Annotated in this window: 12 protein-coding genes; 7 read left to right on the top strand and 5 right to left on the bottom strand. The window is 72.0% G+C overall.

Translation table 11 applies throughout. The features are described from left to right. Positions 1-48 precede the first annotated feature (48 nt). A complete protein-coding gene (locus tag AC3YO9_RS16445) occupies positions 49-981 on the bottom strand; it encodes a hypothetical protein (RefSeq protein ID WP_127782446.1) in 933 nt (310 codons plus the stop codon). A 112-nt stretch (positions 982-1,093) separates the two neighbouring features. On the opposite strand from AC3YO9_RS16445, the gene AC3YO9_RS16440 reads away from it, so the two are divergent. The 4 genes from AC3YO9_RS16440 (at position 1,094) to AC3YO9_RS16425 (ending at position 3,291) form a co-directional block, all read left to right on the top strand. Continuing rightward, positions 1,094-1,417, top strand: a complete 324-nt coding sequence (locus AC3YO9_RS16440) for a hypothetical protein (protein ID WP_489983923.1) — start codon at positions 1,094-1,096, stop codon at positions 1,415-1,417. 113 nt (positions 1,418-1,530) lie between these two features. After that, positions 1,531-1,917 carry a DUF2255 family protein gene (locus AC3YO9_RS16435; protein ID WP_489983922.1) on the top strand — a complete coding sequence of 129 codons (387 nt, stop codon included), beginning with the start codon at positions 1,531-1,533 and terminating at the stop codon, positions 1,915-1,917. 4 nt (positions 1,918-1,921) lie between these two features. Next, positions 1,922-2,458 (top strand): GNAT family N-acetyltransferase, encoded by a 537-nt coding sequence (locus AC3YO9_RS16430; protein WP_489983921.1) that lies wholly within the window; start codon positions 1,922-1,924, stop codon positions 2,456-2,458. 80 nt (positions 2,459-2,538) lie between these two features. Then, positions 2,539-3,291 (top strand): DUF4389 domain-containing protein, encoded by a 753-nt coding sequence (locus tag AC3YO9_RS16425; RefSeq protein WP_489983920.1) that lies wholly within the window; start codon positions 2,539-2,541, stop codon positions 3,289-3,291. Positions 3,292-3,298: 7 nt separating this feature from the next. Here AC3YO9_RS16425 and AC3YO9_RS16420 read toward each other — a convergent pair whose 3' ends face one another. Then, a complete protein-coding gene (locus tag AC3YO9_RS16420; protein ID WP_489983919.1) occupies positions 3,299-5,014 on the bottom strand; it encodes a glycoside hydrolase family 13 protein in 1,716 nt (571 codons plus the stop codon). Positions 5,015-5,121: 107 nt separating this feature from the next. Between AC3YO9_RS16420 and AC3YO9_RS16415 the strand changes: the two genes are divergently transcribed. After that, positions 5,122-6,063 carry a DUF389 domain-containing protein gene (locus tag AC3YO9_RS16415; RefSeq protein WP_489983918.1) on the top strand — a complete coding sequence of 314 codons (942 nt, stop codon included), beginning with the start codon at positions 5,122-5,124 and terminating at the stop codon, positions 6,061-6,063. A 219-nt stretch (positions 6,064-6,282) separates the two neighbouring features. On the opposite strand, the gene AC3YO9_RS16410 is transcribed toward AC3YO9_RS16415, so the two are convergent. Beyond that, positions 6,283-7,425: a DJ-1/PfpI family protein gene (locus AC3YO9_RS16410; protein WP_489983917.1), complete on the bottom strand. Its 1,143-nt coding sequence runs from the start codon at positions 7,423-7,425 to the stop codon at positions 6,283-6,285. A 130-nt stretch (positions 7,426-7,555) separates the two neighbouring features. Between AC3YO9_RS16410 and AC3YO9_RS16405 the strand changes: the two genes are divergently transcribed. Continuing rightward, entirely contained in the window at positions 7,556-7,726 is a 171-nt protein-coding gene (locus AC3YO9_RS16405; RefSeq protein WP_206518110.1) for a hypothetical protein, read from the top strand. A 65-nt stretch (positions 7,727-7,791) separates the two neighbouring features. Next, positions 7,792-8,829 (top strand): serine hydrolase domain-containing protein, encoded by a 1,038-nt coding sequence (locus AC3YO9_RS16400; protein ID WP_489983916.1) that lies wholly within the window; start codon positions 7,792-7,794, stop codon positions 8,827-8,829. 308 nt (positions 8,830-9,137) lie between these two features. Here the strand turns inward: AC3YO9_RS16400 and AC3YO9_RS16395 are convergent, their stop codons facing one another. Together AC3YO9_RS16395 and nrdR are read right to left on the bottom strand one after the other, a co-directional pair. Continuing rightward, positions 9,138-11,996 (bottom strand): vitamin B12-dependent ribonucleotide reductase, encoded by a 2,859-nt coding sequence (locus AC3YO9_RS16395; protein WP_489983915.1) that lies wholly within the window; start codon positions 11,994-11,996, stop codon positions 9,138-9,140. A gap of 121 nt (positions 11,997-12,117) precedes the next feature. Beyond that, a complete protein-coding gene (gene nrdR / locus AC3YO9_RS16390; RefSeq protein WP_489983914.1) occupies positions 12,118-12,588 on the bottom strand; it encodes a transcriptional regulator NrdR in 471 nt (156 codons plus the stop codon). Positions 12,589-12,640: the final 52 nt, after the last annotated feature.

Raw genomic sequence — 12,640 nt, 5'->3', positions numbered from 1 at the left:
ACCGGCTCGTCTCCAACGTACGTCCCGACGGCCCCCGCGGCCCGCTGCTCAGGGGCGCTCGGTGCAGAGCTGGCGCACGCGGGCGAGCACCTCGAAGGCGAGCTCGTCGTCCCGGCAGGCCTCGCGCAGCCGGTCGGCGAGGTCGGTGGCCGCGGCCTGCGCCTGCTCCGGGCTGGAGCCGGCGACGGTGGCCAGCTCGGCCGGTGGCTGGCCGAGGTGCGGCACCAGCGCCCGGTCCAGCGGAGACAGCGACTGCCAGATCTCGTCGGCGGCGTCGCGGGCCAGCACCCCGGCCTCGGGCCCGGGCAGGGTGGCCCCGGTGTCCACCGACGGCACCAGCACCGGCTTGGGCGCCTTGGCCGGGGGCAGCGGGAACCGGCGGCGCAGCACGGTCAGCAGCTTCCCGGCCGGTACCGGACCGCCCGCCGCGGTGAGGATGCCGTGCAGCACGGCGCGCACCAGGTCGGTGGTGGCGCTGGCCTGGTGGGTGGCGTGCGCGGCCGAGGCGATGTCATCGGCGCCGAGCACCGCCACGGCGGCGCGCTCCAGGTCGTCCACCTCGCCCTGCCAGGTGTCCTCGGGACCCCCGGCCAGCCCCACCAGCACGTCGCCGCCGGGGCTCACGCGGCGGGTGAAGCGGGCGTCCAGCGGCAGCAGCGACTCGGCCCGGCGCAGCTGCACCCCGGCCTGGGTCCAGGCGTGCGCCTGGTCGTCGAGCCGGTTGGTGATCGCGGTGCGAAACACCCGCTCCAGCGAGGCCTCGTCGTGCGCCTGGGCCCAGCAGGTGAGCAGGAAGCCGGCGTTGCGCCGGTCCAGCAGGCCGGCGAGCACCCGCTCCACCTCCGCGCTGGAGCTGGGGAGGGAGCTGTCGGCGGTCACGCCGGTGCGGGCAGCGGTCACCTCGCTCACCAGGCGGTGCAGCAGGGCAAGGGTCGCGGGGCCGCAGCGACCGGTCACGGTCAGCTCGTCATAGGCAGTCATCGGGCCACCACGGTACGCACCTTCCCGGCCGGGTGCGCGGCGTCCCGGGCGTGCTGGCCGCACGGCGTGGTGACCCGGCTGGTGGGGTCAGCGGTGCGAACCGCGACATACGATGCGTGTCATGAAGCTGCGCAACGCCAAGGACGTCTCCACCGCCCCGTTCACCGCTCTCGGCCTGCTCGGGGGCTACCTCGTGGCCCGGGAGACCGGCATCCGTCCGCTCGGCGGCGTGGTGCTCGGCCTGGCCGGGGTGTACTCCGGGCGCACCTGGCTGGCCAAGGGTGGCCCCAAGGAGACCGCGGCGCTGACCGCGCTCTACCTCGGCGGCTTCGGGGCCTCGCACCCGCTGGCCAAGAAGGTCGGTGCCTGGCCCGCCGTGCTCGGGGTGGCGGCGGCCAGCGCGGCCGCGTCGCACCTGCTCGTCGACCGCCGCTAGACGTCTCCCGCCGGGGGCGGGTGGTCGATCTCCCGGCCTGGTGGTCGCGCGGCGGGAGCCGGACAGGGACGCTGGAGGGCAGACGCCGCCGCCACGGACCCTCGGAGGACGCTATGGCCACCTGGACCCAGGACCAGCTTGTCGGCATCGGCACTCCGGAGGAGGTGACCATCTCCTCGCTGCGCCGCGACGGCACGCTGCGCTCCCCCCGGACGGTGTGGGTGGTCCGCGACGGCGACGACCTCTACGTGCGGTCGGTGTACGGGCCGGGCTCGGCGTGGTACCGCGGCACCCGCGCCCGCCACGAGGGCCGGGTGCAGGCTGGGGGGATGGCCCAGGACGTCACCTTCGTGGACGCCAACGCCGACGTCGACGCCACGCTGAACAACAGCATCGACGCCGACTACCGCCGCAAGTACGCCCAGTACGCGGCGAACATCCTCGACTCGATCACCAGCGACGAGGCCCGCTCCACCACGCTGCGCCTGGTCCCGCGCTAGCGGCGTGATCCGCCGGGCCCGCGCCGCGGAGCTGGGGTTGCTGCGCGAGGTGGAGCGCGCGGCCGGCCGCTGCTTCGCCGAGCTGGGGATGCACCGCGTCGCCGACGACGAGCCGCTCCCGGTGCCAGCGCTGGCGGCCTACCAGCGGCAGGGCCGCGCCTGGGTGTGGGCCGACGGCGCAGGCGACGGCGACGACCGACCGGTGGCGTACCTGCTCGCCTCGCTGGTGGACGGGCAGGCGCACGTGGACCAAGTCTCGGTGCACCCGGACCACGCCGGCCGCGGCCTCGGGGCGGACCTGCTGCAGCACCTGGAGGGCTGGGCGCGAGCGCACGGGTGCGCCGCCCTCACGCTGACCACCTTCACCGACGTGCCCTGGAACGGCCCGTACTACCAGCGCCTGGGCTTTCGCCACCTCAGCAGGGAGGAGGAGACGCCGGGGCTGCGGCGCATCCGCACCGCCGAGGCCGCCGAGGGCCTGGACCGCTGGCCGCGCGCGTGCATGCGGCGGGAGATCGGAGCACGCGGCGGGCAACCTTGACACCCTTGGACCACAAGAGCAGCGTCTGACCTCACGAACACCTCACCTCTCAGCCCGGGCGGTACGGCGAGGAGCACGGCATGACTGAACAGCCTGCGCCCTACCCCGTCCGCGTGGACGCGACGCTGGATCCGAAGCTCTCCCGCGGCCTGTGGATCATCAAGTGGCTGCTGCTCATCCCGCACTACATCGTGCTGTTCTTCCTGTGGGTGGCCTTCGTGGTCCTCAGCGTGGTCGCGTTCTTCGCCATCCTGTTCACCGGCCGCTACCCACGATCGCTGTTCGACTTCAACGTCGGGGTGCTGCGCTGGTCCTGGCGGGTGCACTACTACGGCTACGCCGCCCTGGGCACCGACCGCTACCCGCCGTTCAGCCTGGAGGAGAAGCGGGACTACCCCGCGCACCTGCACATCCCCTACCCCGAGCAGCTTTCCCGGGGCCTGGTGCTGGTCAAGTGGTGGCTGCTCGCCATCCCGCACTACCTCGTCGTCGGCGTGTTCGCCGGCGGCGGGGTGTCGTTCGGACGTGGTGGCGACAACGACGACTGGGACGACAACGCGGGCGCGGGGATGAGCCTGGTGACCCTGCTGGTGCTAATCGCAGCAATCGCCCTGCTGTTCACCGGCCGGTACCTGCGCACGATCTACGACTTCGTGCTCGGGATGGACCGCTGGGTGCTGCGCGTGGCCGCCTACGCGGCGCTGATGACCGACCACTACCCACCCTTCCGGCTCGACCAGGGCGGAACCGAGCCCGCCGTGGCGCTCGCCAAGCCACCTGCGTCACACCCTGACCCCCAACGCAGCGATCCGCCGGACCCCAGCACGGCGTGATCGCCGGTCAGGGACGCAACCACACGGTGGTGTCGGTGGGCAGCACGTCAGTCACCGGCTCCGCGGCGCTGCACACCAGCACCTGCGCGCCGGCAGGCAGCGGCACCGGGGGGCCGCCGACGTTGGCCAGCACCCGCACCCGCCCGGTGGCGGTGCGCACGTCGAAGGCCAGCAGGTGCTGGTGGTCGGTCGGCACCCAGGTCAGCGTCCCCCGGCCCAGCGCCAGCTCCTTGCGGGTGCGCAGCAGCGTCCGGTAGAGCTCCAGCGTCGAGCCCACCACCCCACTCTGCTGGCACACGGCCAGGGCGGCGTACTCCGGCGGCTGCGGCAGCCACGACCGCCCCGTCGGGCTGAAGCCGCACGCCGGGGCGTCGGCCACCCACGGCATGGGCACGCGGCACCCGTCCCGGCCGGGGTTGGTGTCGCCGGAGCGGAACCAGGTGGGGTCCTGGCGCACCTCGTCGGGCAGCCGGGTCGCCTCGGGCAGGCCCAGCTCCTCGCCCTGGTACAGGTAGGCCGAGCCGGGCAGCGCCAGCATCACCGTGGTGGCCGCCCGGGCCCGTCGCAGGCCCAGCTGCGCGTCGGGCTGCGGGTCGCCGGGGCCGATGCCCGCGATGCGCGCCGGGCCCGGGTGCTGCGGGTAGCCCAGCCGGGAGGCGTGCCGCACCACGTCGTGGTTGGACAGCACCCAGGTCTGCGGGGCGTCATAGGGCGCCACCGCAGCCAGCGCGTCGGTGATGGTGCTGCGCTGCGCCTCGGCCAGCCACGGCGTCATCAGGTACGGGAAGTTGAACGACTGGTGCATCTCGTCGGGTCGCACGTAGCGGGCCAGGGCGGCGCTGGGGCTCACCCACGCCTCGGCGACCAGGATGCGGGCTGAGTCTTCTCCCGCCGGCTGCCCGCCCGGCACGTCCCCGCCGGCCCCGGCAGCCCCGCCGTAGGAGTCGGCGAGCTTGCGCCAGCTGCGGTAGATCTCGTGCACCCCGGGCTGGTCCCACATCGGCTGGTCCGCGGTCGGTCCCAGCAGCTCGTGCCGGCCCGACGGTGCGTCCGGCAGCCCGGCCGCCTTCACCAGCCCGTGCGCGACGTCCACCCGGAAGCCGTCCACGCCGCGGTCCAGCCAGAACCGCAGCACCCGCTCGAGCTCGGTGGCCACCTCCGGGTTGGTCCAGTCGAAGTCGGGCTGGGTGACGTCGAACAGGTGCAGGTACCACTGCCCCGGGGTGCCGTCGGCCTCGGTCACCCGCTCCCACGCCGAGCCGCCGAAGGTGCTCTGCCAGTTGTTCGGCGGCTGCGCACCGTCCGGTCCCCTGCCGTTCCGGAAGAGGTAGCGCGCCCGCTGCGGGCTGCCCGGCGGCGACGCCAGCGCCTGCTGGAACCACGGGTGCTCGCTGGAGGAGTGGTTGGGCACCACGTCGACGATCACCCGCAGCCCCAGCGCGTGCGCCTGGGTGAGCAGCGCGTCGGCGTCGGCCAGGGTGCCGAAGCGCGGGTCGACGCCGTAGTAGTCGGCCACGTCGTAGCCGGCGTCGTGCTGCGGCGAGGGGTAGAACGGCGAGAGCCAGAGCGCGTCGACGCCCAGCTCGACCAGGTGCGGCAGGTGGGCGGTGATGCCGGGCAGGTCCCCCAGCCCGTCACCGTCGGAGTCGGCCCAGGAGCGCGGGTACACCTGGTAGATCACGGCGTCGCGCCACCACGAGTGCGCGGGTGTCGGCTCAGTCATGGGGCTCCCTCTGCGCACGCGGGCAATTCGCCGCGAGGTTACGGGCGCAGCGGCACGGCTGCACGCGCCTGGCCCGCTCCCCGCTCGCGCGGTGCCATGATGAGCCGGTGCTGCACCTGCGACTGCGTGTTCCCGCCGACCTGGTCGACGAGGTGCTGGCCGACCTGGAGCAGGACGACACGGTCACCAACGTGGCGGTGGTTCCCGGCGGCTTCCGCAAGCCCGCGGGGACGCTGCTGCTGGCCGACGTCGCCAGGGAGAGCGCCACCGCGGTGATCGGGCGTCTGCGCACGCTGAAGGTGCAGCACCGGGGCTCGATCAGCATCGAGCAGCTGGACACCGTGCTCTCGGACGACGCGACCAGGGCGGAGGCGGCGGCCCCCGGCGCACCTGATGACGCGGTGGTGTGGGAGTCGGTGGAGCAGCGGCTGCGGGACAGCTCCCGGTTGTCGTGGGTGTTCATCGCCTTCATGACCATCGCCGCCGCCCTCGCCGGCGTCGGCCGCATCACTGACCAGCCGATCCTGATCGTGGGCGCGATGGTGGTGGGCCCGGAGTTCGCGCCCATCGCTGCGCTGTGCTTCGGCTTCGCCCGGCCCCGGCTCAGCATGGTGCCCCTGGCCGTGCGCGCGCTGGTGGTGGGTTTCGCCATCGCCACCATGATCGCCACCATCTTCTGGTGGGTGCTGTTCCAGCTGGGCGGGTTCACCCGGGAGCAGGCCACCAGCGGCCCGCTCACCGACTTCATCGTCAGCCCGGACGGGTGGTCGTTCGTGGTGGGGATCCTGGCTGGGGTGGCCGGCATGCTCTCCCTGACCACCGCGAAGTCGGAGGTGCTGGTGGGTGTGTTCATCTCGGTGACGACCATCCCGGCGCTGGGCACCGTGGCCGTGTGCCTGGCCTGCGGCGCCTGGGGCGACGTGGTCTCCGCCGCCGCTCAGCTGGGCCTGAACCTGGTGGCGATCGTCCTGGCCGGTACCTGCACCCTGCTGCTGCAACGGCTCATCTGGCAGCGCATCACCCCCACTCGGTTGCACATCGGTCGATGAGGACCGTGCGGGTCGGCGGCGTGGGTCCGCGTCCCGCTGGGGGTGGGCGTCAGCGTGGGCCGGTGGACGCCGCCACGGGTGAGCGTGCGGTGCAGTTGACCCGCTGCGGGGGCGGTGACCCCTGCACCGGGTGAGCCGGCGCGGGTGGTGGCTCGGAAGTGGACCTGGGCACCACCGGGCGGCTCACAGTGGGCCTCTGGGCGCCGGCTGACTGACAGCTCAGCGGGTGGCGACGGCTTCGAGGCGCTCCAGCGTCCGTGCCATCCCGGCCCGCAGGTGCTCGCGGCGGTCGGTGACGCCGGCCAGACGCTGGATCACCCGCACTGGCAGAGCCTGGCGCGGCACCTTGGTCATCGTCTCAGTGACTTCGGTGCCGCCGTCCACCGCCCGCAGCTGGTAGCGCCAGGTGGTGCGCGACGGCCACACCACGTGGAAGGCGAAGGAGCTGCCGGGCTGGTTCTCGATCACCCGGCACAGCGTGGCCCAGCGGTACACCGGGCCGATGCGGTTGCCGGCGATGAAGCGTTCGCCCTTGGTCAGCCAGCGGGCGCCCGTGGTCTCCGGGCTCAGCTCCCCCATGCGGGTGATGTCGCTGAGCACGGCGTGCAGCTGCTGTGGGCTGGCGGGGATCACCCGGCTGACGCGGAGGGCCAGCGCGGCGGTGCCGTCGACGTCGGCCACCAGACGTTCGGCCAGCGGGCGGGCCGAGGCCGGGTTCTGCCCGGTGTACAGGTTGCGGTCGATGACCAGGAACGGCCACAGCGGCGTGGCGCCCCGCAGGTAGTGCGCGCCAGCCTCGGTGAGGCGGTCCTGCAGCAGCCACGGCGCCGTGCGGGCGAGGCCGTTGAGCGTCTCCTCGCGGTTGGACAGGCCCGTCATCCGGTAGCCGGCGAAGGGCCACACCCTGTCGGGTTGGGTGGCGGCCAGGGTGGCGGCGGGGCCGTGGCAGACCAGGGCCAGCGGCTTGCCGGAGGCGAGGCGGCGGCGCAGCAGCTCGCCGGAGGTCGTGTCCGTGGCGAGGTCCGCCATCGGCCCGTGCCCGCCGACGTAGAAAACAACGTCGTAGGCGTCCGGGTCGACGTCGGCCAGGTCCAGCGGATGCTCGAGCGTTGCGCCCAGTGCGGCGAGGTAGCGCCGGTGCTTGCGGGCGGTGGACGGTAGCCCGCCCGCGAGCCCGAGGCTCTTGGGGTCAGCCACCGGCGGCCTGCCGCATGGGGTCGCGATGTCGACGGTCCAGCCTGCCGCGGTGAAGATGCGGTGCGGCTCGACCAGCTCCCCGGCCCAGTACCCGGTGGGGTGCCGGGTTCCGTCGCGCAGCGTCCAGTGGTCGGCGGCGGAGACCACGAGCAGGGCGGTTGTCATGGCGCACAGCCTGCCCGAGCGTGGCGATCCCGCGCAGCGCGGGTGATCGCGGCTCGCTCCTCGGGCACCGCATCCGTCCGTAGCGTGGCGACATCGAGCCTCGTCGGCAAGAACGAGAGAAGGAGACGCCATGAAGCTCACGCCCAGCGGCGGCCAGACCGCGGTGGGCCCCACGGACTGGTTCAGCGGCACGGTCTACCTCGACGGCATCCAGAACCCGGACGAGCAGTCCGCCGTCGGGTGCGCCCAACGTGCGGTTCACCCCGGGCGCCCGGACGGCCAGGTGGTGACCTGGCTCTAAGACGTACTTTAGTCATCCACATGAGACAGCTCCTCGCTTGAGCTGGGCGAACGGAGGAAACCCGCGTGATCGACCCTGGCGCTCTCGACGAGGCCGTCGAGCGCATCGCTGCCCGGCACGGCAAGCAGCACGTCGGGCTGGTGGTGGGGGCGGTGACGTCCGCCGGCGCGCGGTCCGTCGTGCCTAAGGGGGGCATCCGCGCGCCTAACGGCCCCGCGCCCCGCGCCGACAGCCTGTTCGAGATCGGCTCGGTCACCAAGGTGTTCACCGCGTTGCTGCTCGCCGAGGCCGTGACGCGCGGCGAGCTGTCCCTCGACACTCCGGTCGGCGACCTGCTGCCAGAAGTCGCCGTCCCGACCCGCGACGGCGTCGCGATCACCGTCGAGCACCTGGCGACGCACACCGCGGGGCTGCCCAACAACCCGATGCCGCTTCGGGCCGCGATCTGGGCTGCGTGGAAGGCTCGTGCCGGCGACCCGTGGAAGGAGATCGACCGCGCCGCGCTGCTGACCGCGCTGGGCGAGACCGAGTTGCGCCACACGCCCGGCACCGGCCGAATCGCCTACTCGAACCTCGGTGCGGGCGTGCTGGGCCACGCGCTGGTCGCCGCCGCTGCGCGCCATGACTTCGGTGAGTTGGTGCAGTCACGGATCTGCGAGCCGCTCGGAATGGTCGACACCGTGCTCCTCCCCAACCGGGAGCAGGCGCAGCGGGAGGCCGACGGCCACCGCCGGCGCCGGCGTACCACCGGCCACTGGGAGGTCGCCGGCCTGCCCGGCGCGGGTGCGCTGCGCTCCACAGCCACCGACATGCTCACCTTCCTGCACGCCCAGCTCCGCCCGGACGCCACCCCGCTGGGACCGGCGATCGCACTCACCCACCCGGAGCGCCGGCCCGGCAAGAGACTCGGCATCGGGCTCGGCTGGCTGCGAGTGCCGATCAGCGGCGACCACATCATGCTCTGGCACAACGGCGGCACCGGCGGCTTCCGAGCGTTCGCTGGGTTCGTGCCGGCCGCCGGGATGGGTGTGGTCGTGTTGGCGAACGACTTGCGCAGCGTCGACCGCGTCGGCCTCGAGCTGCTCACTGCACTCAGCACATAGCCGGCAGCTCTTGCGGCTCCGGGCAGCGCGGCCATAAGGGGACGGTGCCCTCCTGACGTCGCTCAGTGCACGCCCGATGATGTCCGGTTCGCCACCAGGGTTGCACTCCACGGCACCGGCCCCTGGCTCTGGCAATGGGGCCGCCCCGGCCGCGCGAGGCGGCCGGGGCGGCTGAGAGGAGCTACTTGCCAAGTTCAGACGAGTTGCCGAGCTTGGCAAGAAATATCACCGCTAGCCGCAATGACATTCCGGCGAGCCCGCCGGGACATCCCGCGAGAAACCGCAGGACATCCCGGCAAGCCTCGCCCTCAGCTGCAGCCGCTGGTGGAGCCGCAGCCCTCGCAGACGTAGCAGGAGCCGGCCGGGCGCATCTTGGTGCCGCAGGTGAAGCACAGCGGCGCGTCGGTGGCCATGCCCATCACCAGCTCCAGCAGCTCGGCCGAGCTGCCGACACCACCCGGCGCGGGCGTGGCCACGGCCACCTCATCCGGGTCGACGGTGGGCTCGGTGCCCACGCCGGAACGCAGACCCTCCACGTCCACCTCGGCCGGGGCACCGGTGCCGTAGTCGGTGGCCGCCACCTTGGCCGAGCGCTCCTCCGCGGAGTAGATGCCCAGCTCGGCGCGCTTCTCCGCCGGCAGGTGGTCCAGCGCCAGGCGACGGAACAGGTAGTCCACCACCGAGGTCGCGATGCGCACGTCCGGGTCGTCGGTCATGCCCGACGGCTCGAAGCGCATGTTCACGAACTTGGACACGTAGGTCTCCAGCGGCACGCCGTACTGCAGCGCGATGGAGATGGCCATCGAGAAGGCGTCCATCACACCGGAGAGGGTGGAGCCCTGCTTGCTCATCTTGACGAAGATCTCGCCCACGTGGCCGTCGGGGTAGTTGCCCGCCGTCACGTAGCCCTCGGCGCCACCGACGGCGAAGGACACCGTCTGGCCGTTGCGCTTCTTGGGCAGGCGCTTGCGGGTGGGCGCGGCCTCCACGATCTCGGTCACCACGGTCTTGTTGGAGCTGGCCGAGCCCGAGCTGCCGGCGGACAGCGGCTGGCCCACCTTGCAGTTGTCGCGGTAGATGGCCAGCGCCTTGATGCCCAGCTTCCAGCTGTCGAAGTAGATGCCCTCGACCTCCTCGACGGTGGCCGTCTCCGGCATGTTCACCGTCTTGGAGATGGCACCGGACAGGAACGGCTGGGCCGCTGCCATCATCCGGACATGGCCCATCGGGGCGATGGCCCGGGCACCCATGGCGCAGTCGAACACCTCGTAGTGCTCCGGACGGAGGCCGGGAGCGTCGATGACGTGACCCTTGGCCGCGATGTGCTCGACGATGGCCTCGACCTGCTCGGGCTGGTAGCCCAGCGAGGTCAGCGCGCGCGGCACCGTCTGGTTGACGATCTGCATGGAGCCGCCGCCGACCAGCTTCTTGAACTTGACCAGCGAGAAGTCCGGCTCGATGCCGGTGGTGTCGCAGTCCATCATGAAACCGATGGTGCCGGTGGGCGCCAGGACGCTGGCCTGGGCGTTGCGCCAGCCGTTGGCGGCACCGATCTTGAGGCCCTCCTGCCACACCGCGGTGGCCGCCTTGTGCACGGCAGCGTCGGTGCGGTGCAGGGTGCGCACCTGGTCGTTGGCCGCGGCGTGCTTGCGCATGACGCGCTGGTGCGCCTCGGCGTTGCGGGCGTAGCCCTCGTACGGGCCGACCACGCCGGCCATCTCGGCGGAGCGCTTGTAGGCGGCACCGGTCATCAGCGAGGTGATGGACGCGGCGAGCGCCCGGCCACCCTCGGAGTCGTAGGCGTGGCCGGTGGCCATGAGCAGCGCGCCCAGGTTGGCGTAGCCGATGCCCAGCTGACGGAACTTGCGGGTGGTGTCCCCGATGGGCTCGGTGGGGAAGTCGGCGAAGCAGATGGAGATGTCCATCGCGGTGATGATGATCTCGACGGCCTTGGCGAAGGTGGCCGCGTCGAAGCCGCCGTCGTCGGTCAGGAACTTCATCAGGTTCAGCGACGCCAGGTTGCAGCTGGAGTTGTCCAGGTGCATGTACTCGCTGCAGGGGTTGGAGGCGCTGATGCGACCCGACTCGGGGCAGGTGTGCCAGTCGTTGATGGTGTCGTCGTACTGGATGCCCGGGTCGGCACACTCCCACGCGGCGGTGGCGATGGAGCGGAACAGCGTCTTGGCGTCCACCGTCTCGATGACGTCGCCGGTGTCGCGGGCACGCAGGCCGAACTCGCTGCTGTTCTCCACCGCACGCATGAACTCGTCGCTGACGCGCACCGAGTTGTTGGCGTTCTGGTACTGCACGCTGGTGATGTCGGCGCCACCGAGGTCCATGTCGTAACCGGCGTCGCGGAGGACGCGGATCTTGTTCTCCTCCTTGGCCTTGGTCTCGACGAACTCCTGGATGTCGGGGTGGTCGACGTCGAGGACGACCATCTTGGCCGCGCGGCGGGTGGCGCCACCGGACTTGATGGTGCCGGCGGAGGCGTCGGCACCACGCATGAAGCTGACCGGGCCGGAGGCGGTGCCGCCGGAGGACAGCAGCTCCTTGGAGGAGCGGATGCGGGAGAGGTTCAGGCCGGCGCCGGAGCCGCCCTTGAAGATCATCCCCTCTTCCTTGTACCAGTTCAGGATCGAGTCCATGGTGTCGTCCACCGCGAGGATGAAGCAGGCGCTGACCTGCTGCGGCGAGGCGGTGCCGACGTTGAACCACACCGGGGAGTTGAAGCTGAAGACCTGGTTGAGCAGCATCCAGGTGAGCTCGTGGGAGAAGATCTCCGCGTCCTCGTCGGAGGCGAAGTAGCCGTGCTCCAGGCCGGCCTTGGTGTAGGTGTCCACCACGCGGTTGAGCAGCTGGCGCAGGCTGCGCTCGCGGGTGTCCGAGCCGGCCGCCCCGCGGAAGTACTTGCTGGTGACGATGTTGACGGCGTTGAGCGACCAGCTCTCGGGGAACTCCACCCCGCGCTGCTCGAAGTTCACCGTGCCGTCGCGCCAGTTGGTCATGACCACGTCGCGCTGGGCCCAGGTGACCTCGTCGTAGGGGTGCACGCCCGCAGTGGTGTAGACCCGCTCCATCCGAACGCCGGCCTTGCGGTTCTGCTTGCCGCCCTTGGCCGAGCGGCTGCTCGAACCGGATGTGTGGGCTCCGACGGTCTCCGTCATGGGATGGGCCTCTCTCTCACTGCTGCTGCTCTGGTCTGGCGTTGCTGAATGGGGTGGGAAACCGGCACGAGTGCCGGTGGGGTGCTGTGGGGTGACCGCCTGCGCCGCAGACGGTGCGGGACTACTCGGAGACGCCGTCCGCGTGCCGCGCGTGCTGGCGCAGCGCGCGGATCTCCTTCTCGAAGTCGTCGGCGGAGGTGAAGGAGCGGTAGACGGAGGCGAACCGCAGGTAGGCGACCTCGTCGAGCTCGCGCAGCGGACCGAGGATGGCCAGGCCGACCTCGTGGCTGGGGATCTCGGCCGATCCCCCGGCCCGCACCTGGTCCTCCACCTGCTGGGCCAGCAGGCTGAGCGCGTCGTCGTTGACGGGTCGGCCCTGGCAGGCGCGACGCACGCCCACCATCACCTTGTCGCGGCTGAAGGGCTCGGTGACGCCGCTGCGCTTGACCACCGACAGCACCGCGTTCTCCACCGTGGTGAAGCGCCGCCCGCACTCCGGGCACGCGCGACGGCGGCGGATGGCCTGGCCGTCCTCGACCTCGCGCGAGTCGACCACGCGAGAGTCGGAGTGACGACAGAACGGACAGTGCACGACATCCCCTTCTCGGACGACAAGCCCCGCTGCCCGCAGGCCGTCGGAGCAC

The sequence above is a fragment of the Rhodococcus sp. Z6_132 genome, from assembly GCF_058133635.1.
The sequence above is the reverse complement of the archived record's forward strand: the minus strand, read 5'-3'. Positions and strand labels throughout refer to the sequence as shown.